Below are 19,793 nucleotides of genomic sequence, written 5' to 3'. Positions count from 1 at the left end.
GACAAGAATTCTTCAGCCGCCGATGAGCGACGGCTCCACGGCCATCCCGATGGCGCGCACCGTGCTGGCCAGGTGTGCCTGCACGGCCCGCAGCGCCCGCGGCAGATCGCCGTCGCGCAGGGCCTCGGCGATGCCCAGGTGCTCGTCCATGATCGTGGCCACCCGATGTGGTTCGCGCAGCGTCGATTCGCCGATCATCCGCATCTGGCGGTCGCGCAGCGTCGAGTAGAAACCCGACAGGATCGCGTTGCCCGACTCGTCGAGCGTGATCGCGTGGAAGGCGCGGTCGGCGTCGAGGAACTCCCGCCAGTCGTCCGCCGCCGCGGCATCGCGCTGCCGCCGCAGTTCACCCGAGAGCCGCTCGAATACCGCGGCGCAGGCGGCGGGGCCGCGGCCGACCACCTTGCCGGCTGCGAACTGCTCGAGGATCAGCCGCGCCTCGATGACGGCGCGCACCTCGTCGGGCGAGACCGGAACCACCAGGGCGCCGCGCTGTGGGTACAGCCGCAGCAGGCCCTCGGCCTCCAGCCGCAGGAACGCCTCGCGCACGGGGGTGCGCGACATCCCCAGCACGGCGGCGACGTCGCCCTCGCTGATGAGCTCGCCGCCGGGGAACGCGCCGGTGAGCACCTGCGTCTTGACGTAGTCCAGTGCGCGGTCCTTGGCCGTGGCCGGCCGCGAGCTCTTTGCTGCCACGACGCCCCCTCTTGTAGCTAAGTGGTATCTCAACCGTGTCTATGACCATACGCCCAGCGCTGCTACCTGCGGAGATTGACACTGAGATACTAGATAGATACGATTCAGACACAAGATGCAGCCCGAAGCAAGGAGATCGACATGTCCACCGTGAACCTGGACCCGACGGTCCCCGCGCCAATGACCAACGTGGCCGAATACGGGTTCGAAGGCCGGTTCGTGGACTGGGCCGACGACGCCTGCTACTTCGAATACTCCAAGGCCGCCAACCCGATCGGCTCCGGTGACGCGCCGCAGGTGCCGATCACCCAGTTCGGGCCCGACGTGTACATGGACCAGCCGACCGGAATCATTCCGCTGGACCTGTCCGACGCCCTGGGTATCAAGACCGGCGCGGCGACCAGCCCCGCGCTGCTGGCCAACTTCGTGCGCATCCGGGCCAACCAGCAGATCGACACCAGTCCCAACGCCACCTCGCAGCTGTACTACGTGCTCTACGGCCGGGGCTTCGCCGCGGTCAACGGCCAGCTGGTGCAGTGGGAGAAGGGCGACTTCCTGACGCTGCCCGCCGGCACCAGTTCGGTGTTCTACGCCGACGCCGACGCGGCCATGTACTGGGTGCACGACGAGCCGCTGATGCGCTACCTCGGTGCCGAGGCGCGCGAGCCGCGGTTCCGGGCGACCAAGTTCCGCCGGTCGGACGCGGTGGCGAAGCTGGAGGAGATCGCGTCGCGCCCGGGCGCCAACGACAAGAGCCGGGTCAGCGTGCTGCTGGCCAACGAGAACCAGGAGCAGACGCTGACCATCACCCACGTCCTGTGGGCCATGTTCGGCGTGCTGCCGGCGAATCAGGAGCAGCGCCCACACCGACACCAGTCGGTCGCGCTGGACCTGATCCTCGACGCCCCAGCCAGCGGCTGCTACTCGCTGCTGGGCACCCGACTCGACGAGCGGGGCAACATCGTCGACCCGATCCGGGTGGACTGGCAGGCCGGCGGCGCCTTCACCACGCCGCCGGGCATGTGGCACGCCCACTTCAACGAGACCGACCAGCCCGCGCACCTGATCCCCGTTCAGGACGCGGGGCTGCAGACCCACCTGCGCAGCCTGGACATCAAATTCACCCAGCGCCGCGATCTCGTCGCGGGCTGACCTGCGGTGGCGGTCGGTGCACCGCCAGCGATTGACGAATAGTGTGGCTGGACATGAAGGTGCCCCTGTTGGGTCCGGTGTCGCTCACGGGCTTCGAGCACGCCTGGTTCTTCCTGTTCCTACTGGCCGTGCTGCTGCTGATCGGCATCTACGTCGCGCAGCAATACGCCCGGCGGCGCCGCGTGCTGCGATTCGCCAACATGGAAGTGCTGGAGCGGGTGGCACCGGCGCGGCTCAGTCGCTTGCGGCACATCCCGACGGTCCTGCTCGCCGCGTCGCTGGTGCTGCTGACGACGGCGATGGCGGGCCCGACCACCGACATCCGGATCCCGCTCAACCGCGCGGTGGTGATGCTGGTCATCGACATCTCGGAGTCCATGGCATCCACGGACGTCGCGCCGAACCGGCTCGCGGCCGCGCAGGAGGCCGGCAAGCAATTCGCCGACCAGCTGACCCCGGCGATCAACCTCGGGCTGGTGGCCTTCGCGGCCAACGCCACGCTGCTGGTCTCGCCGACGACGAATCGCGGCGCGGTCAAGTCGGCGATCGACGGCCTGCAGGCGGCGCCGAAAACCGCTACCGGGGAAGGGATTTTCACCGCGCTGCAGGCGATCGCGACCGTCGGCGCGGTGATGGGCGGCGGCGACGGGCCCCCGCCGGCGCGCATCGTGCTGGAATCCGATGGCGCCGAGAACGTTCCGCTGGACCCCAACGCCCCGCAGGGCGCGTTCACCGCGGCCCGCGCGGCCAAGGCCGAGGGCGTCCAGATCTCGACGATCTCGTTCGGCACGCCCGACGGCACCGTGGTGTATCAGGGCGCGACGATTCCGGTGCCGGTCGACGACCAGACGCTGCAGGAGATCTGCAAGATCACCGACGGCGAGGCGTTTCACGCCGACAGCCTGGAGTCGCTGAAGAGCGTCTACACGACGCTGCAACGCCAGATCGGCTACGAGACCGTGAAGGGTGACGCGAGCCTGGCGTGGATGCTGCTCGGTTCGGTGGCCATGGCCGGTGCGGTGCTGGCCGGTCTGCTGCTGAACCGCAGGCTGCCGGCCTAGGCCGTGCCCGACGTCAGCCGGGTTTGGCAGCGCCCGTTCTTCGTGCGGACCGTGGGGTCGTCGTACGAGTGGGCGATGCAACGCCCGCGGGTGGCGGCAGGATTCGGGCGCGTGGTGATGGGCGCCGACGTCGGTCGCATCTACCGCGCGATGGCGGTGGTCGCCGAAATGCCCGATGGCACAGACATTCTCGACGTCCCGTGCGGGGGAGGCGCCGTCATATCACGGATACGGCCCGGGCAGCGGGTCCGCTACGTCGGCGTCGACGTATCCGCCGCCATGCTGGACCGCGCCCGCGCCCGGTATGGCGACGTCGAGCTGGTCAAGGCGAGCATCGATCGAATGCCTTTCGCCGACAACGAATTCGATCTCTGCCTGTGTTTCAACGGGCTGCACTGCGTGCCCGATCCCGGGGCGGCGGTCGCCGAGATGGCCCGGTGTCTTCGCCCCGGTGGCCGGCTGCTCGGCGAGTTCGCGGTCCGGGGCCAGCTGGCCCGGTCCGATGCCTACATGTCGGTGCTACGCGCGGCCGGCGCCTTCGGCCCGGCCGGAACTATCCGGGATGCCCGGCGCTGGTTCACCGAGGCGGGCCTTGCACTCGACGCCCTGGATTGCACCGGGGCGATCGCGCATTTCGACGCGCGCCTGCGGGAGTAGCGGCCTACGGCTCGAGGATTTCGGTGAGCACTCGCCAGCGCCGGTGCCGGTGCTTGAACATCGCCCGGATGAACAGCCGCGTGACGAAGCCCGTGAGCCCGTCGTCGGTCTCGATCTCGTCGGTGTAGCGGCACTGATTCTCGCCGATCGGCACGAACGTCAGCCGGTGGTTCCAGGTGTGCACCGGCCCGCCGTGCTCGCGGGTGGCGATCTCGGTGTCGTCGAGCTTCTCGATCAGCAGGTGGTGCGTCCACGTCGGGATGACGCCGAACCACCACAGTCGCGCCGAACCCTGGGTACCGACCTCGATCCGTTCGGGCACCTCCAGGCCCCGCGTGTTCAGATACGGCCCGAGCACGAACCGCATCAGCTGTGGCTTTCGCGCCAGGCCCGCTGCCGTCTCGGCCGAGATCGGCAACTCCGTAGTTAGGGTTACCTTACTCATCTAATAAGACTGTCAAACCAGGGCCCGCTGCGCAAGGCCCCGGCTTTAAGTAGGCAGGCGCCGATTGAGCAGCAGCCCCAGCGCCGCGGCGATCAACGTTGTGATCACACCGAGGCGAAGCCACCCTGAGCTGCCGGGACCGGGCACTGTGCGATAGCCGATCTCGTTCTGGATGGCGTCGTAGTCCTTTTCGAGTTCGCCGAGATTGGTGGCCGTGTAGGACTGCCCGCCGGCCAGCCTCGCGATGGTCCGCATCTGGTCCGTCGACACCGGGACGTTGATGTGCGCCCCGTCCAGCACGATGTTGCCGCTCGGGGTGCCGAACGAGATCGTGGAGATGGGCACGCCCTGGTCCTTGGCCAGGCGCGAGGCCGTGTAGGCGCCGTCATGGGGGTCGCTGGGGTTCGTCGGCCGGTTCTCGCCGCCGTCGGACAGCAGCACGATGCGGGCCGGCGGCGGGGTGTCCCCGCCCGTGAGCCCCGCGGCCTCGATCGCGTGCAGGGCGGTGAAGATGGCCTCGCCGGTCGCGGTGCCCTCGGCGAAGTTGAGCTTGCCCAGCGCGTCGATGGTCGCCTGGTGTTGCGGCGTCGGCGGCACCAGCAGGTACGGCGTCCCGGCGAACCCGACGAGCCCCAGGTTGACCCCGGGCGTCAGCTGGGCGGCGAACTTGCCGGCCGCCTGCTCGGCGGCCTTGAGCCGGTTGGGGTCGACGTCGGTGGCGCGCATGGAATTCGACATGTCGATCACCAGCATGATGACGGCGCGGTTGCGCGGGATCTTCATGTCGTGCGTCGGTGTGCCCAGCGCGATCGTCAGCAGCGCCAGGCCCAGCAGTGACACCGCGATCGGGATGTGGCGCCACCACGGCTGCGGCACCCGCGCCTCGGTGAACCGGTGCAGGCGGCGGCGCCGCCGGAACTGGACCAGGACGTAGACGGCCAGCAGAGCCACCGGGATCACGGCGAACAGCAGCATGCCCGGACGCTGGAACCCGTATAGCGGGAGCGGGCCGATGCCGGGCAGCGACACTCGACTTACCTCTCCTTCTGGTCCTTATGGGCCAAGGCCGGTCACACCGACGCTATTCGCGTCGCAGCCGTCCGTCGACGAATTGCTCCAGCTTCTCCCACTCGCGCACCGCCGCCGTGTAGGGCGCGGACGGCTTCGCGACGGAATCGGGCTCGAGCACGTGGGCCACCAGCTTGCCCAGCGGCCGGCCCGGTTCGAGCGCCTTGTCGATCGTGGGGTCCTCGGAGTAGTCGCCGATGTCGCGAAGCAGTTCGACGGCGAGGTCCAGCTGATCGCGGTCCACCGCGTCGGGGCCCTCGGCGAAGTCGTCGGCCAGCCCGGACAGCACGTAGATGTTCTCGTCGGAGACGTCGATGGACAGGGAGCCGTCGGTCGCGGCGGTCCGGATGTCGTCGTAGGTGCTCAGGTCGGACAGGTCGTGGTCGTGTTCGTCGGCCAGGTAGCGGGCCAGCGTCCGCTCCGAGCTGAACACGCTGATGCGGCCGTTGCGGCCCAGGAATATCGGGCGGTCGTCCAGGTAGCAGCGCAGCGTGAAGAACGTGCCGGAGCTGGTCATGATCCGCACCGGGTCGATGCCGACCTCCAGCCAGAAGTCCTCGTCGCTGCCGAGCACGACCGTGTCGCCGGGCGCGCGCTCTTCGTCCTCGGCTTCGGCCTCGACCTCGTCCTCGTCGTCGACTTCGTCCGCGGCGTCTTCCTCGTCGTCGTCCTGCGTCTCGTCGACGGCGTCTTCGGTCTCGTCGCCGTCCTCGGCCTCGTCCTCTTCCGGCTCCTCGCGCTCCTCGGCGAGTTCCTCGGCGGCCTTCTCCGACAGCGCGGAGTCGACGTCGGGGGTCGTGACGATGCCGTCGATCGCGGCGAGCACGTCGTCCCAGCTGCGATCGATCACCTCGGCCAGCGAGTTCCAGCGCTTGGCGCCCGCCTTGCCGGTGAAGTGGTCGATCCCGCCGGACACCGTGCCCAGGCTGGGGTTGCCGTTGAAGAACTTCGAGACGGCGGCCAGCTCGCACACGGACCCGATCGACGACACGATCGCCAGCGCCTCGGCCAGCGCGTTCACCGACTCCTCGGTCGGCTTCTCCGACACCAATTCCTCGACGACGACCAGATCGAAGTGCTGGTCGTCGGCGGGCTCGAGGCTGTGCGCGTGCGCGGTGGTCAGGGCCTTCCACGCCGGGTGGTCGACCAGGTCGTTGTCGGAGTTCGAACGCACGAATGCGACCAGGTCGGCGACGGTCTCGAAGCCGAACAGGTCCTCGTCCTTGCCCAGGAACGCCTCCCACTCGTCGCCGGCGTCCCGCCAGCGGGGTGCCCACACGGTGTAACGGTCACCGGCGGACAAGCTCAGTCGGATGGGCAGGAGGTCAGCAGCCATGCGGCACAGAATAGGCGACGACCGATGAGCCTATGGGGCCCAGATGGTCGCGATGGGGGCAGCGTTGGCCGCGTTACCCGTCTTGGGCAGGCCGTACATCTGTTCCAGCGTGGACAGCACGCTGTAGTGATTGATCTGCTCGGTGTAGGTGCCGGGCTGCACGTGTGCGCCGTAGACGATGGTCGGGATCTGGTTGCGGCCGCCGGCACCGGAGCCGTCGTCCTCGTCCCACGTGACGATCAGCAGGCTGTTGTTGGCCACCGCCCAGTTGGCGTAGTCCGACAGGTTGCGCTGCAGCCACGCGTCACCCGCGGGGACCGAGCCGTCGTGCATGTTGTCGTCGTTGTTGGGGATGACGAACGAGACCGTGGGCAGGCTGTTGTAGTTGCCCATCGGAAACGCCGAGAACGGCACCGAGTTCGTCGCGGGCACGTTGGCGAAGTTGGCCCACGGCACGTGCTTGCGCGCATATTTGCCTGCGCTGCAAGCGGGTGAGCCCACCGCGGGCAGGTCTTCGGCGTAGCCGATGAACGTGTAGCCGGCGCCCAGCAATTCGGATCCCAGGTTGGGCGCGTTGCCGGCGTTGATCGGGCAGGTGTCCTTGGTGACGCCGAAGGTGTTGCCGGCGAACAGCGCCAGGTAGTTGGGCTCGCTCGGATGCGTCTCCGCGAACGACTGGGCCATGTTGGCCCCGCGGGACGCCAGCGCGTTGATGAACGGGTTGGACGGGCTGCCGATGATGCGGCCCTCAGAACGGTTCTCTTCCACCACGATTACCACGTGTGCCGGGCGGGGCAGTGTCGCCGCGACCAGGCCCACGCGCGGAGTCAACGGCGTGGCGACCGCCGTGATCAGCGTCGCCGCGCCGGCCAGCATCAGGGTGCGGTAGGCCCACCTGATCAGCCTTCTGCGGCTTCGAGTTTCGTGGTTCACGCGCGCAGTATATGAGCGGCGAACGGCCGTTCCGGCCCGCAAAGATGCGTGTCAGCAGGGCTTTGCCCGATCGTTATATACCCTCGTAGCCATGGAAGTGCGCGTGATCGACCACCCGTTGGCCGCGGCCCGGCTGACGATGCTGCGCGACGAACGCACCGACGGGGCGGGCTTCCGGGCCGCGCTGCGCGAGCTCACGCTGGTGTTGGTCTACGAGGCCCTGCGCGACGCACCGACCCAACCGGTCCGGATCCGGACGCCACTGGCCGAGACGTTCGGCCGCCGGCTGGCCACCCCGCCACTGCTGGTTCCGGTGTTGCGGGCCGGGCTCGGCATGGTCGACGAGGCGCACGCCGCGATCCCGGACGCCGAGGTGGGTTTCATCGGTGTCGCCCGCGACGAGGAAACGCATGAGGCCGTGCCGTACATGGAGGCGCTGCCCGAGAAGCTCAAGCGGCGGCCGGTGATAGTGCTCGACCCGATGCTGGCCACCGGCGGGTCGATGACCTACGCCATCGAACTGCTGCAGCGGCGCGGCGCGACGGATATCAGCGTGCTCTGCGTCGTGGCTGCGCCGGAAGGCATTGCGGCAGTGGAGAAGATAGCGCCCAACGCGCGGGTGTTCACCGCCGCGATCGACAAGGGGCTCAACAAGTCGGCGTTCATCGTGCCGGGCCTCGGCGATGCGGGCGACCGTCAGTTCGGGCCCCGGATATTCACCAGTGCGCCAGCGAAGCGACCAGCTGCTCACGCAGGGCGGCGGCATAAGTCCGAGAAGAAGTCAGGTCGTCGGAAGCCGCGCAGCGAATCTCCAAGTAGCACTTCAGCTTCGGCTCCGTCCCGGAAGGCCGCACCACCACCCTGATCGACGTGTCGTCGTCGCCGCCGGTGAAGATCAGCGCATCGGTGATGTCGGTGACGGTCGCGGCGAATCCCGCCAACGCGGTCGGCGGCTCGGCCCGTAGCCGGGCCATCAGCGCGGCGGCCTCGCCGGGGTCGGCGACCCGGCGCGACACCGCCGCGACCTCGTGCACGCCGTAGCGACGGGCCAGCTCGTCGAGCTTGTCCGGCACGTCAAGGCCCTGGTCTTTGCACGCGGCCACCAGATCGCACACCAGCACCGCGGCGCTGATGCCGTCCTTGTCGCGCACCGCCGCCGGGTCGACGCAGTGGCCGATCGCCTCCTCGTAGGCGTATACCAATGTGCCGGAGGGCAATTCGGCGTCGGCGCGCGCGAGCCACTTGAAGCCGGTGAGGGTTTCGACGTGCACGGCGCCGTAGCGTGCGGCGATCGCGGCCAGCATCCGGGAGGACACCACGCTGCTGGCCACCACGGCCGCCGCCGGGTCGGGCGTTCGCGACAGGAGGTAATCGCCCAGCAGCCAACCGGTTTCGTCGCCGGAGAGCATCCGCCACCCCGACGCGGTGGGTATGCCGACCGCGCACCGGTCGGCGTCGGGGTCCAGCGCGATCGCGACGTCGGCGTGGACGTCGGCGGCCAGGGCGAGCAAACCGTCGGTGGCGCCGGGCTCTTCGGGATTGGGGAACGCGACGGTGGGGAAGTCGGGGTCGGGCGCGAACTGGGCGCCGACGGTGTGCACCTGGTCGAAGCCGGCGCGATGCAACGTCTCGACGGCCACCGCGCCGCCGACCCCGTGCAGCGGGGTCAGGGCCACCCGCACCGAGCCGGCGCCGCGCCGCACCCCGGCGGCCCGCGTGATGTAGCGCTCGATCAGGCCGGCGTCGGCGGGCTCGACCGGTGTGCGCTCGATCCGGTCGGCGAAAGGGGCTGCGGCCATCGCGGTTTCGATCTGGCGGTCGGTGGGGGAGACGATCTGGATGCCGCCGTCGAAGTACACCTTGTAGCCATTGTCGGCGGGCGGATTGTGCGAGGCCGTGATCTGGATTCCGGCCGCGGCCTCAGTGTGGCGCACCGCGAACGCCACCACCGGCGTGGGCACCGCACCGGGCAGTAGAATCACCGAAAAACCCTGGGCGGCGAGCACTTCCGCGGCTACCGTGGCGAAGATCGCCGAGCCGTGCCGGGCGTCGCGTCCCACGATCACCGTCGAACCGGCCGCGCCGCGATCGGCAAGCACCCGGGCCACCGCCCAGGTGGCGCGCGCGACCACCGCGACGTTCATGGCGTCCGGGCCGCCGCGCACCGGTCCGCGCAGCCCCGCGGTGCCGAACGTCAGCGGGCGGGCGAAACGCGCGGCGAGTTCGTCTGGGGCACAAGCCGAGAGCTCCTCCGCGGTCCCCGGGTCCGGGTCGTGGTCGATCCACTCCTCGGGCGTCATGGGTTCAGAACTGGGCGATCACGCCGGCCAGCAGGGCTCCGATGCGGGTCGCGGATTCGGCGCCGGCGGCCACCACCTCGGCGTGGCTGAGCGGCTCCCCGGTGATCCCGGCCGCCAGGTTGGTCACCAGCGAGATGCCCAGCACCTCGGCGCCGGATGCCCGCGCCGCGATCGTCTCGTGCACCGTCGACATGCCGACCAGGTCGGCGCCGAGCACCCGCAGCATCCGGATCTCGGCGGGCGTCTCGTAGTGCGGGCCCGGCAGGCCAGCGTAGACGCCCTCGGTCAGCTCCGGATCGGCCGCACGGGCCAGCTCGCGCAGCCGCGGCGAGTAGGCGTCGGTGAGGTCGACGAACTGCGGGCCGACCAGCGGCGAGCGCGCCGTGAGGTTCAGGTGATCGCTGATCAGCACCGGCTGGCCGACCGTCATGTCCGGGCGCAGCCCGCCCGCGGCGTTGGTCAGCACGACGATGCGCGCGCCGGCTTCGCACGCGGTGCGCACCGGGTGCACGACATGGCTCAGGTCGTGGCCCTCGTAGGCGTGCACGCGGCCGACCAGGACCAACACCCGGTGAGCCCCGATGCGCATGGACAGCAGTTCGCCGGGGTGGCCGACCGCCTTCGGCGGTGCGAAGCCGGGCAATTCGGCCTGGGGCAAGGCGACCGTCGGCGACCCCAGCTCCGCGACGGCCGGCGACCATCCCGAACCCAGGACGATCGCGATGTCGTGCTCGTCCACCCCGGTTTTCTCCCGGATGGAATTTGCCGCGCGCTTTGCGAGTTGGGAGTTCTCGAATGCAACGTCGGTCACACTGTGCGAGCTTAGCCTCGCTATATATGTCAGGATTTGCCACATGAGATTTGGTAGGGGGCCGGTTGCCGGCTTGGTTGTTGCAGTTGCGCTGTCGGTGGCAGCGGTCGTCGTCGGCCCCGCCCCCGCCGCGCGGGCTGACTGTCCGGACGTCCAACTCATCTTTGCCCGCGGCACCAACGAGCCACCCGGCCTGGGGGCCGTGGGGGACGCGCTGTTCGGCGCGCTGCAAGGCAGTGTCGGCGGGCGCAGCCTGGACAACTACGCGGTGAACTACCCGGCCAGCTACAACTTTCTGCAGACCGGCACCGGCGCCGACGACGCGCGGAATCACATCGCGGCGATGGCCGACCAGTGCCCCGGCACCCACCTGATCCTCGGTGGCTTCTCACAGGGCGCCGCGGCGGTGTCGATGCTGGCCGGCGTGCCGCCGCTGGGCAACACCGTCGGCAACCTCGGCTCAGCGCCCGCGCTGGACCCCGGTCTGGCCAACAAGATCGCGGCGGTCGCGGTGTTCGGCAACCCGGGCAACCGCTTCAACACCCCGCTGTCGACGTCGGGCCAGTTCGCCGGCCGCGCCATCGATCTGTGCGCCGAGGGTGATCCGGTCTGCGTCGTCGGCGGCCGCGACCGTGACGCGCACCACGATTACTCGGTGCCGCCGTACCCCGGTCAAGCGGCGGGATTTATCGCCGGACGGGTGTAGCCCGCCCCGGTGCGGTGATCGGCGGCCCGCGTCGGTGAGATACTGCGAGGATGTCCCCACACACCGCATTGGACACCGTTGAGGACGCGGTGCGGCGTCGTGGTATCGATCTCGCCGAGCTGTCGCACGCAATCCACGCCGAGCCCGAACTCGCCTTCGCCGAGCACCGCAGCTGCGCGAAGGCGCAGGCCCTGGTGGCTGAACGTGGCTTCGAGATCACCGCGGCCGCCGGCGGTCTGGACACCGCATTCCGGGCCGACTTCGGCAGCGGACCGCTGGTTGTCGGCGTCTGCGCGGAGTACGACGCTCTGCCCGAGATCGGGCACGCCTGCGGCCACAACATCATCGCCGCGTCCGCGGTCGGGACCGCGCTGGCCCTCGCCGAGGTGGCCGACGAGCTGGGCCTGACGGTCGCGCTGCTGGGCACCCCCGCCGAGGAGGCCGGCGGCGGCAAGGAACTGTTGTTGCGCGCCGGGACGTTCGACGACGTCGCGGTCGCGGTGATGGTGCACCCCGGGCCCACCGACATCGCTGCGGGCCGTTCGCTGGCGCTGTCCGAGGCTGTCGCGCACTACCGCGGCAAGGAATCGCACGCCGCCGTCGCGCCGCACCTGGGCGTCAACGCCGCCGACGCCGTGACCGTCGCGCAGGTGGCCATCGGGCTGCTGCGCCAGCAACTGGCGCCGGGCCAGCTCGTGCACGGGATCGTCACCGACGGGGGGCAGGCGGTCAACGTCATCCCCGGGCGCGCGGCGGTCGAATACGCGATGCGCGCGCTGGAATCGGATTCGCTGCGAGAGCTGGAGGGCAGGATGTTCGCCTGCTTTGCCGCGGGCGCGCTGGCCACCGGCTGCGAATACCAAATCGAGCAGCCCGCACCGCCATACGCCGAGTTGAAGTCCGACGAGTGGCTGTCCGAAGTCTGCCGGCACGAGATGAATCGGCTCGGCCGCCAGCCGCTGGCACCGCAGTACGAGGCAATGTTCCCGATGGGCAGCACCGACATGGGCAACGTGACGCACGTGCTGCCGGGGATCCATCCGGTGATCGGTGTCGACGCCGGCGGGGCGACGGTGCACCAGCGCGACTTCGCCGCGGCCGCCGCGGGACCCAGCGCCGACCGCGCGGTGCTCGACGGCGCAATCATGTTGGCGCGCGCGGTCGTTCAGCTCGCCGAGAGCCCGGAGCAACGCGACCGGGTGTTGAGCGCGTTAGAACGCCGGGCCGCCACATGAGCCTGGCTGACGCCGCGGGCGACTGGCTGGGGACGCATTTCGAGGACCTGGTCGAGTGGCGCCGGCACATTCACCGCTACCCGGAGCTGGGGCGCCAGGAGTACGCCACCACCCAGTTCGTCGCGGAGCGCCTCGCCGACGCCGGCCTGAACCCCAAGGTGCTGCCCGCCGGTACCGGGCTCACGTGCGACTTCGGGCCCGAACACGCGCCCAGGATCGCGCTGCGCGCCGACATGGACGCGCTGCCGATGGCCGAGCGGACCGGCGCGCCGTACACGTCGACGATGCCGAACGTCGCGCACGCCTGCGGCCACGACGCGCACACCGCGATCCTGCTGGCTACCGGGCTGGTCCTGGCGTCGGTGCCCGAACTGCCGGTCGGAGTGCGGTTGATCTTCCAGGCCGCCGAGGAGCTGATGCCCGGCGGCGCGATCGACGCCATCGCGGCGGGCGCGCTGACCGGGGTGTCGCGCATCTTCGCGCTGCACTGCGACCCCCGCCTGGAGGTGGGCAAGGTCGCGGTGCGGCAGGGCCCCATCACGTCGGCGGCCGACCAGCTGGAGATCACGCTGTATTCGCCGGGCGGGCACACGTCGCGGCCGCACCTGACCGCCGACCTGGTCTACGGCCTGGGCACGCTGATCACCGGGCTGCCCGGCGTGATCTCGCGCCGCATCGACCCGCGCAACAGCACCGTGCTGGTGTGGGGCGCGGTCAACGCCGGCGTGGCGCCCAACGCCATTCCGCAGACCGGGGTGCTGGCCGGCACCGTGCGCACCGCCAGCAGGCAGACCTGGGTGTCGCTGGAGGAGATCATCCGCCACTCCGTGGACGGGCTGCTGTCGCCGTTGGGCATCGAGCACACGCTGCAATACCGGCGCGGCGTGCCGCCGGTGGTCAACGAGGAAGCCTCGACCCGCATCCTGACCCACGCGATCGAGGCCGTCGGCCCCGACGCCCTGGCCGACACCCGGCAGTCCGGCGGCGGCGAGGACTTCTCCTGGTACCTCGAGGAGATTCCCGGCGCGATGGCCCGGCTGGGCGTCTGGTCGGGCCAGGGGCCGCAGCTGGACCTGCACCAGCCGACGTTCGATCTCGACGAGCGGGCGCTGGAGGTGGGGCTGCGCGTGATGGTCAACATCGTCGAGCAGTCGGCCGTGCTCGCCGGGTCTTAGGCGCCGGTGCCCGGGCCGATGTTGCGTGCCGGCCGGGTCCGCAGGTCGTGCACGTATTCCTCTGGCGCACCGGCGATTTCGGCGGCGTCGGCCATCACGCCCAGGTAGCGCGCCGACGGCAGGCCGCCCTCCCAGGCGTCCAGGACATACAGCCACGCCAGCACCGGGTCGGTGTTGGTGTCCGACGACGTCCGCTCGACGCGGCACCGGATCTTCTTGTGGACGCCGAACTCGGAGCCCTCCCACCGGTCCAGGTTCATCTCGTCGGCCGGCGTCATGTCGTAGAGCACGACGAACACCTTGGCGTCGGGATCCTCCACGACGCTGGCCAGCGCGCCCTCCCAGCCGATGTCCTCGCCGCCGAACGTCAGCCGCCACCCGTGCAGCCAGCCGCAACCCGCCATCGGCGAGTGCGGTGCACGCTGCTGCATCTGTTCGGGATGCATGTTGGAGCCATAGGCGGCGTAGAGCGGCACTGGGAAAGCTTAAACGCCGCACCCGTTGGGCACCGCCGCCGCGCTGCGTCTGATGGCGCGCTCCTCTTCACGCCATGCTGGTGTGCATCGTCGCCGCGCTGCGGGGAGCCGGCAAGTCCGGCTAGGTTAGGGCTGTGGTGACCCGCATCGTGATCCTGGGTGGAGGCCCGGCCGGTTACGAAGCCGCGCTGGTGGCCGCCACGTTGCATCCCGACACGACGCACGTCACGGTGATCGACTCGGAGGGCATCGGCGGGGCCGCCGTCCTGGACGACTGCGTGCCGTCCAAGACGTTCATCGCCTCGACCTGGCTGCGCACCGAGCTGCGCCGGGCGCCCCGGCTGGGCTTCGACATCGACATCGACGACGCCAAGATCTCGCTCCCACGGATCCACAGCCGCGTCAAAAGCCTTGCCGCCGAGCAATCGGCCGACATCGCGACCCAGCTGCTCAGTGCCGGTGTGACTTTGGTCGCGGCGCGCGGGGAGCTGATCGACCCCAACCCGGGGCTGGCCCGGCACAACGTCAGGGCGACTCATTCCGATCCGGGGCCTGACGGCCCCGTCATCAGCGAGTACGAGGCGGACGTCGTGCTGATCGCCACCGGCGCCAGCCCGCGGATCCTGCCGTCGGCGCAACCCGACGGCGAGCGCATCCTCACCTGGCGCCAGCTGTACAACCTCGAGGCACTGCCCGAGCACCTGATCGTGGTGGGCTCCGGCGTCACCGGCGCCGAGTTCGTGCACGCCTACACCGAGCTGGGCGTGCCGGTGACGGTGGCGGCCAGCCGCGACCGGGTGCTGCCCTACGAGGACGCCGACGCGGCGCTGGTGCTGGAGGAGGCGTTCGCCGAACGCGGCGTGAACCTGGTCAAGAACGCCCGCGCCGAATCGGTCACCCGCACCGAGAACGGGGTGCTGGTCACCATGACGGATGGCCGGACCGTCGAGGGCAGCCACGCGCTGATGACCATCGGGTCGGTGCCCAACACCAGCGGCCTCGGCCTGGAACGCGTCGGCATCGAGCTGGGCCGGGGCGACTACCTGAAGGTGGACCGGGTGTCGCGGACGTCCGTCCCTGGGATCTACGCCGCAGGCGACTGCACCGGCCTGCTGCTGCTGGCCTCGGTGGCCGCCATGCAGGGCCGCATCGCGATGTATCACGCGCTGGGCGAGGGCGTCAGCCCGATCCGGCTGCGCACGGTGGCCGCGACGGTGTTCACCCGGCCCGAGATCGCGGCCGTCGGCGTGCCGCAGACGATGATCGACGACGGCTCGGTGCCGGCGCGGACCATCATGCTGCCGCTGCGCACCAACGCCCGCGCCAAGATGTCCGGGCTGCGGCAGGGCTTCGTCAAGCTGTTCTGCCGGCAGGCCACCGGCGTGGTGATCGGCGGCGTCGTGGTGGCGCCGATCGCCTCCGAGCTGATCCTGCCGATCGCCGTGGCCGTGCAAAACCGCATCACCGTCAACGAGCTGGCACAGACGCTGGCCGTCTACCCGTCGCTGTCGGGTTCGATCACCGAGGCCGCTCGTCGGCTGATGGCGCACGACGATCTGGACTAGGTTCGTAGGCGTGAGTGACCCGATTTCCGTCCTGGGCCCCGAGCAACGCGCGGCGGCCTGGCAGCGGCTCGGCGCCGAGCAGTTCGACGTGGTCGTCATCGGCGGCGGGGTGGTTGGTTCCGGCTGTGCGCTGGACGCCGCCACCCGCGGCCTCAAGGTGGCGCTGGTCGAGGCGCGTGACTTCGCCTCGGGTACCTCGAGCCGCTCCTCGAAGATGTTTCACGGCGGGCTGCGCTACCTCGAGCAGCTGGAATTCGGGCTGGTGCGCGAGGCGCTCTACGAGCGCGAGCTGTCGCTGACCAGGCTGGCGCCGCACCTGGTGAAGCCGATGCCGTTCCTGTTCCCGCTGACCCATCGGTGGTGGGAGCGACCGTACACCGCGGCGGGCATCTTCCTGTACGACAGCCTGGGTGGCGCGAAATCCGTTCCGGCGCAAAAGCATTTGACCCGCGCGGGCGCGCTGCGGCTGAGCCCGGGCTTGAAGCGGTCGTCGCTGATCGGGGGGATTCGCTACTACGACACCGTCGTTGACGACGCCCGGCACACGATGACGGTCGCGCGCACCGCAGCCCATTACGGCGCGGTGGTGCGCTGCTCGACGCAGGTGGTTGCGTTGCTGCGCGAGGGCGACCGGGTGATCGGCGTGCGGGTCCGCGACTCCGAGGACGGCTCGATCACCGAGGTCCGCGGCCACGTCGTGGTCAACGCGACCGGGGTATGGACCGACGAGATCCAGGCATTGTCCAAGCAGCGCGGGCGATTTCAGGTGCGCGCGTCCAAGGGCGTGCACGTCGTCGTGCCGCGCGACCGCATCGTCAGCGACGTCGCCATCATCCTGCGCACCGCGCAGTCGGTGATGTTCGTCATCCCGTGGGGAAGCCACTGGATCATCGGGACCACCGACACGGACTGGAATCTCGACCTGGCCCACCCCGCGGCGACCAAGGCCGACATCGACTACATCCTGGAAACCGTCAACACGGTGCTGGCCACCCCGCTGACGCACGCCGACATCGACGGCGTGTACGCCGGCCTGCGGCCCCTGCTGGCCGGCGAGAGCGAGGAAACCTCCAAGCTGTCCCGGGAGCACGCCGTCGCGGTACCCGCGCCCGGCCTGGTCGCCATCGCCGGCGGCAAGTACACCACCTACCGCGTGATGGCCGCCGACGCGATCGACACCGCGGTCCAGTTCGTCCCGGCCCGGGTCGCGCCGTCGATCACCGAGAAGGTCGGCCTGCTGGGCGCCGACGGCTATTTCGCGCTGATCAACCAGGTCGAGCACGTCGGTGAGCTGGTCCACCTGCACCCGTACCGGGTGCGTCACCTGCTGGACCGCTACGGCTCGCTGATGGACGACGTGCTGGCCCTGGCGGGCGGCCGGCCCGAGCTGCTGGCCCCTATCGCGGAGGCGCCGGGGTATCTGAAGGTCGAGGCGCTCTACGCCGTCACCGCCGAGGGCGCGCTGCACCTGGAGGACGTCCTGGCGCGCCGGATGCGGATCTCCATCGAGTACTCGCACCGCGGCGTCGACTGCGCCAGGGAGGTCGCCGAGATCGTCGCCCCGGTGCTGGGCTGGACGGCCGCCGACGTCGACCGCGAGGTCGACAACTACACCGCGCGGGTGGAGGCCGAGATCCTGTCGCAGGCCCAGCCCGACGACGTGTCGGCCGACGAGCTGCGGGCCAGCGCGCCGGAGGCGCGCGCCGAGATTCTCGAGCCGGTGCCGCTGAATTGATTTCGTGGTGAGGCCGGCCCCGCTGCCCGTCCGCGACGGGTTGGGGCCCGCGCGGGTCCGGCTGCACGGCGGGCCGGTGCTGGCCGAGCTGACCGCCCGGTTCGGCGAGCGGGCCGCCGCCAAGGTGCTGGCCGGGGAGGTCGTCGACGCCGACGGCGCGGTGATCGACGCGGCAACCGAGCTGCCCGCCGGCGCCAGCGTCTACCTCTACCGCGAGCTGCCCGACGAGGTGCCGGTCCCGTTCGACGTCCCGGTGCTGCATCGCGATGACGGCATCGTGGTCGTGGACAAGCCGCATTTTCTGGCCACCATGCCGCGCGGGCGGCACGTCGCGCAGACCGCGCTGGTGCGGCTGCGCCGCGAGCTGGAGCTGCCCGAGCTCAGCCCCGCGCACCGGCTGGACCGGCTGACCGCGGGCGTGCTGCTGTTCACCACGCGCCGCGAGCTGCGCGGCGCCTACCAGACGCTGTTCGCCAGGGGCCTGGTCGCCAAGACGTACCTGGCGCTGGCCGCGATCGACCCGGCCGTCGAGCTGCCGCGCGTGGTCAGGAGCCGAATCATCAAGCGCCGCGGCCACTTACAGGCCGTCAGCGAGCCGGGCGAGCCCAACGCCGAGACGCTGGTGGAGCTGTCCCCCGCAAGTGGGAGGCGCCCCCATGCGCCGGAGGGGCTCTACCGGTTGACGCCACGCACCGGGCGCACCCATCAACTGCGGGTGCATATGGCGTCGCTGGGTCTGCCGATAATCGGAGACCCGTTGTACCCCAACGTGATTGACGTGCCCGCCGACGACTTCAGCACTCCGCTGCAGCTACTGGCGCAACGCATCGAATTCGACGACCCGATCACCGGATCGCACCGCGAGTTCGCCAGCCGGCGAACCCTGGACCCCGGTCAGGCCTGAGGCGTGGTCTGGTTCCCCACGGGCTGCGGCACGTCCTGCTTGGGGACGTCCGGCATGAACTGCGGGCAGTACGCCTTGATCGCCGCGCCGACGAAGAAGCCGGTGTCGTAGTCGGGCATGTTGCTGCTGTTCTCGACGTCGGCCGCGACCTCTTTCCAGTTCATCCCGGATTCGAGGTACTCGCAGACCTTGTGGCCGGCCGCGATGGCGGCCGGCGCCGAGCTGTGGTTGATGTCGTCCTTCTTCAGCATGGCCAAGAATTGGGCGTCGCCGGCGTCGGCGCTAGCGATGGGCGCCGTTCCTAACAGGCCGAAAACCGAGATCAACCCGGCGGCCGATAGCGACAGCACAGCCCCCGACATGCGGATACGCGTACCGATCATTTGCGTCACTCCCCTGAAACTTCAATCGCGGCCGAATGGTGACTATCAAAGCGATCCGTGATTACTAAAGCCGTCCCACAAGATGGCCGGAAGGTTAAATCTCGGCGCGATTTGATTAACACCCAGGTTGCGGCTGGATTTTGCCGCCGCCGTAAGTTGACGCCGGGTTGTGTCGGCCGTCACACTCTTTAGCCGCCCGTCCCCCCTCGACCCGCGATTGCAATCGGTAATTTGACGCCCATGCCGTACCGACACTGGTTAGCGCTGGCCGTGCTGGCCGCGTGCCTGGTCGGCTGCGGTGTGCGGCACGTCTCGGCCACCCACCGGGACCTGACCGGCAGCTTCCGGTCCGGAGGCATGAACCGGACCTACACCATGCATCTGCCGCCCGGCGACCCCGTCGGCCTGGTGCTCAGCCTGCACGGCGGCGGCGGCACCGGGAACGGGCAGCGCGGGCTGACCGAGTTCGACGCCGTCGCCGACGCGAACAACCTGCTGGTCGTCTACCCCGACGGCTACGACAAGAGCTGGGCCGACGGGCGCGGCGCTTCGCCGGCGGATCGCCGCCACGTCGACGACGTCGGCTTCCTGGCCGGGCTGGCGGCCAAGCTGCAGAACGACTACAACATCGCGCCCGGGCACGTCTTCGCCACCGGGATGTCCAACGGCGGGTTCATGTCCAACAAGCTGGCCTGCGACCGCGCCGACATCTTCGCCGCGATCGCGCCGGTGGCGGGCACCCTGGGCGTCGGTGTGGCCTGCAATCCGTCCCGCCCGGTGTCGGTGTGGGAGGCGCACGGGACGGCCGATCCGCTGGTGCCCTACAACGGGGGAGCCGTCCACGGCCGCGGCGGGCTTAGCCATTCGATCTCGGTGGGCAGCATGGTCGACCGGTGGCGATCGGCGAACGGGTGCCAGAGCGGCCCGGCGTCGCAGGTGCTGCCCAACGTCGGCGACGGCACCGTCGTGCGTCGCTACGACTCCGTCGAATGCACGTCGTCCACCGAAGTGGTGCTGTACCAAATCGACAACGGCGGGCACACCTGGCCGGGAGGCAAGCAATATCTGCCCAAGGCCATCATCGGCCCCACCACCCGCGCCCTGGACGGCTCGGAGGCCATCGCGCAGTTCTTCCTGGCGCACGCTCGCGACTAG

At 70.0% G+C, this 19,793-nt stretch carries 19 protein-coding genes and 1 pseudogene; 11 read left to right on the top strand and 9 right to left on the bottom strand.

Annotation, left to right across the window (positions count from 1 at the left end; translation table 11 throughout):
- Positions 1-12: 12 nt before the first annotated feature.
- Positions 13-696 (bottom strand): GntR family transcriptional regulator, encoded by a 684-nt coding sequence (locus MRAB57_RS02210; RefSeq protein ID WP_077086100.1) that lies wholly within the window; start codon positions 694-696, stop codon positions 13-15.
- Positions 697-837: 141 nt separating this feature from the next.
- Here MRAB57_RS02210 and MRAB57_RS02205 point away from each other — a divergent pair, with 141 nt between their 5' ends.
- The 3 genes from MRAB57_RS02205 to MRAB57_RS02195 are packed head-to-tail and all read left to right on the top strand — an operon-like array spanning position 838 to position 3,566.
- Positions 838-1,848 carry a cupin domain-containing protein gene (locus MRAB57_RS02205; RefSeq protein ID WP_077086099.1) on the top strand — a complete coding sequence of 337 codons (1,011 nt, stop codon included), beginning with the start codon at positions 838-840 and terminating at the stop codon, positions 1,846-1,848.
- A 53-nt stretch (positions 1,849-1,901) separates the two neighbouring features.
- On the top strand, positions 1,902-2,909 hold the full coding sequence (locus tag MRAB57_RS02200) for a VWA domain-containing protein (RefSeq protein WP_077090341.1): 1,008 nt from the start codon (positions 1,902-1,904) through the stop codon (positions 2,907-2,909).
- Between the two features lie 3 nt (positions 2,910-2,912).
- Positions 2,913-3,566, top strand: coding sequence for a class I SAM-dependent methyltransferase (locus tag MRAB57_RS02195; RefSeq protein ID WP_077086098.1), 654 nt, complete (start codon positions 2,913-2,915; stop codon positions 3,564-3,566).
- 4 nt (positions 3,567-3,570) lie between these two features.
- On the opposite strand, the gene MRAB57_RS02190 is transcribed toward MRAB57_RS02195, so the two are convergent.
- The 4 genes from MRAB57_RS02190 to MRAB57_RS02175 are packed head-to-tail and all read right to left on the bottom strand — an operon-like array spanning position 3,571 to position 7,291.
- A complete protein-coding gene (locus MRAB57_RS02190; RefSeq protein ID WP_077086097.1) occupies positions 3,571-4,011 on the bottom strand; it encodes an SRPBCC family protein in 441 nt (146 codons plus the stop codon).
- A gap of 45 nt (positions 4,012-4,056) precedes the next feature.
- Positions 4,057-5,040, bottom strand: a complete 984-nt coding sequence (locus MRAB57_RS02185) for a VWA domain-containing protein (protein ID WP_077086096.1) — start codon at positions 5,038-5,040, stop codon at positions 4,057-4,059.
- 52 nt (positions 5,041-5,092) lie between these two features.
- Positions 5,093-6,415: a protein export chaperone SatS gene (gene satS, locus MRAB57_RS02180; RefSeq protein ID WP_077086095.1), complete on the bottom strand. Its 1,323-nt coding sequence runs from the start codon at positions 6,413-6,415 to the stop codon at positions 5,093-5,095.
- Positions 6,416-6,445: 30 nt separating this feature from the next.
- Entirely contained in the window at positions 6,446-7,291 is an 846-nt protein-coding gene (locus tag MRAB57_RS02175; protein ID WP_077090340.1) for an alkaline phosphatase family protein, read from the bottom strand.
- 148 nt (positions 7,292-7,439) lie between these two features.
- Between MRAB57_RS02175 and upp the strand changes: the two are divergent.
- Positions 7,440-8,060 (top strand): annotated as a pseudogene (gene upp / locus MRAB57_RS02170) (uracil phosphoribosyltransferase); the annotation flags it as partial.
- Positions 8,061-8,064: 4 nt separating this feature from the next.
- Here upp and MRAB57_RS02165 read toward each other — a convergent pair.
- Together MRAB57_RS02165 and MRAB57_RS02160 are read right to left on the bottom strand one after the other, a co-directional pair.
- Positions 8,065-9,648 (bottom strand): phospho-sugar mutase, encoded by a 1,584-nt coding sequence (locus tag MRAB57_RS02165; protein WP_108637864.1) that lies wholly within the window; start codon positions 9,646-9,648, stop codon positions 8,065-8,067.
- A 4-nt stretch (positions 9,649-9,652) separates the two neighbouring features.
- A complete protein-coding gene (locus MRAB57_RS02160; protein WP_077086093.1) occupies positions 9,653-10,459 on the bottom strand; it encodes a purine-nucleoside phosphorylase in 807 nt (268 codons plus the stop codon).
- A 91-nt stretch (positions 10,460-10,550) separates the two neighbouring features.
- Between MRAB57_RS02160 and MRAB57_RS02155 the strand changes: the two genes are divergently transcribed.
- From MRAB57_RS02155 to MRAB57_RS02145, 3 genes are read left to right on the top strand one after another with little or no spacing between them, the layout of a single operon-like run.
- Complete coding sequence (locus tag MRAB57_RS02155) at positions 10,551-11,165, top strand: cutinase family protein (RefSeq protein ID WP_173813994.1); 615 nt, start codon at positions 10,551-10,553, stop codon at positions 11,163-11,165.
- 50 nt (positions 11,166-11,215) lie between these two features.
- Positions 11,216-12,400, top strand: coding sequence for a M20 family metallopeptidase (locus MRAB57_RS02150; RefSeq protein ID WP_077086091.1), 1,185 nt, complete (start codon positions 11,216-11,218; stop codon positions 12,398-12,400).
- Entirely contained in the window at positions 12,397-13,575 is a 1,179-nt protein-coding gene (locus MRAB57_RS02145; RefSeq protein WP_077086090.1) for a M20 family metallopeptidase, read from the top strand. The genes MRAB57_RS02150 and MRAB57_RS02145 overlap by 4 nt, the downstream gene beginning before the upstream one ends.
- On the opposite strand, the gene MRAB57_RS02140 is transcribed toward MRAB57_RS02145, so the two are convergent.
- Positions 13,572-14,051, bottom strand: coding sequence for a gamma-glutamylcyclotransferase family protein (locus MRAB57_RS02140; RefSeq protein ID WP_077086089.1), 480 nt, complete (start codon positions 14,049-14,051; stop codon positions 13,572-13,574). The two genes, MRAB57_RS02145 and MRAB57_RS02140, sit on opposite strands and share 4 nt — an antisense overlap.
- Before the next feature lie 134 nt (positions 14,052-14,185).
- On the opposite strand from MRAB57_RS02140, the gene MRAB57_RS02135 reads away from it, so the two are divergent.
- Genes MRAB57_RS02135 through MRAB57_RS02125 form a run of 3 tightly spaced genes read left to right on the top strand, consistent with a single transcriptional unit; the run spans position 14,186 to position 18,255 of the window.
- Positions 14,186-15,616, top strand: a complete 1,431-nt coding sequence (locus tag MRAB57_RS02135; RefSeq protein ID WP_077086088.1) for an NAD(P)H-quinone dehydrogenase — start codon at positions 14,186-14,188, stop codon at positions 15,614-15,616.
- A 10-nt stretch (positions 15,617-15,626) separates the two neighbouring features.
- Complete coding sequence (locus tag MRAB57_RS02130) at positions 15,627-17,351, top strand: glycerol-3-phosphate dehydrogenase/oxidase (RefSeq protein WP_245835796.1); 1,725 nt, start codon at positions 15,627-15,629, stop codon at positions 17,349-17,351.
- 7 nt (positions 17,352-17,358) lie between these two features.
- Positions 17,359-18,255 carry a pseudouridine synthase gene (locus MRAB57_RS02125; protein ID WP_077090338.1) on the top strand — a complete coding sequence of 299 codons (897 nt, stop codon included), beginning with the start codon at positions 17,359-17,361 and terminating at the stop codon, positions 18,253-18,255.
- Here MRAB57_RS02125 and MRAB57_RS02120 read toward each other — a convergent pair.
- Entirely contained in the window at positions 18,246-18,638 is a 393-nt protein-coding gene (locus MRAB57_RS02120) for a DUF732 domain-containing protein (protein ID WP_245835794.1), read from the bottom strand. The two genes, MRAB57_RS02125 and MRAB57_RS02120, sit on opposite strands and share 10 nt — an antisense overlap.
- A 240-nt stretch (positions 18,639-18,878) precedes the next feature.
- Here MRAB57_RS02120 and MRAB57_RS02115 point away from each other — a divergent pair, with 240 nt between their 5' ends.
- Positions 18,879-19,793 (top strand): extracellular catalytic domain type 1 short-chain-length polyhydroxyalkanoate depolymerase, encoded by a 915-nt coding sequence (locus MRAB57_RS02115; RefSeq protein WP_077086087.1) that lies wholly within the window; start codon positions 18,879-18,881, stop codon positions 19,791-19,793.

This window comes from Mycobacterium rhizamassiliense, assembly GCF_900157375.1.
In the GTDB taxonomy this organism is placed as follows: domain Bacteria; phylum Actinomycetota; class Actinomycetes; order Mycobacteriales; family Mycobacteriaceae; genus Mycobacterium; species Mycobacterium rhizamassiliense.
Note: the sequence above shows the minus strand (reverse complement) of the source record. Positions and strands in the feature narration are given on the sequence as shown.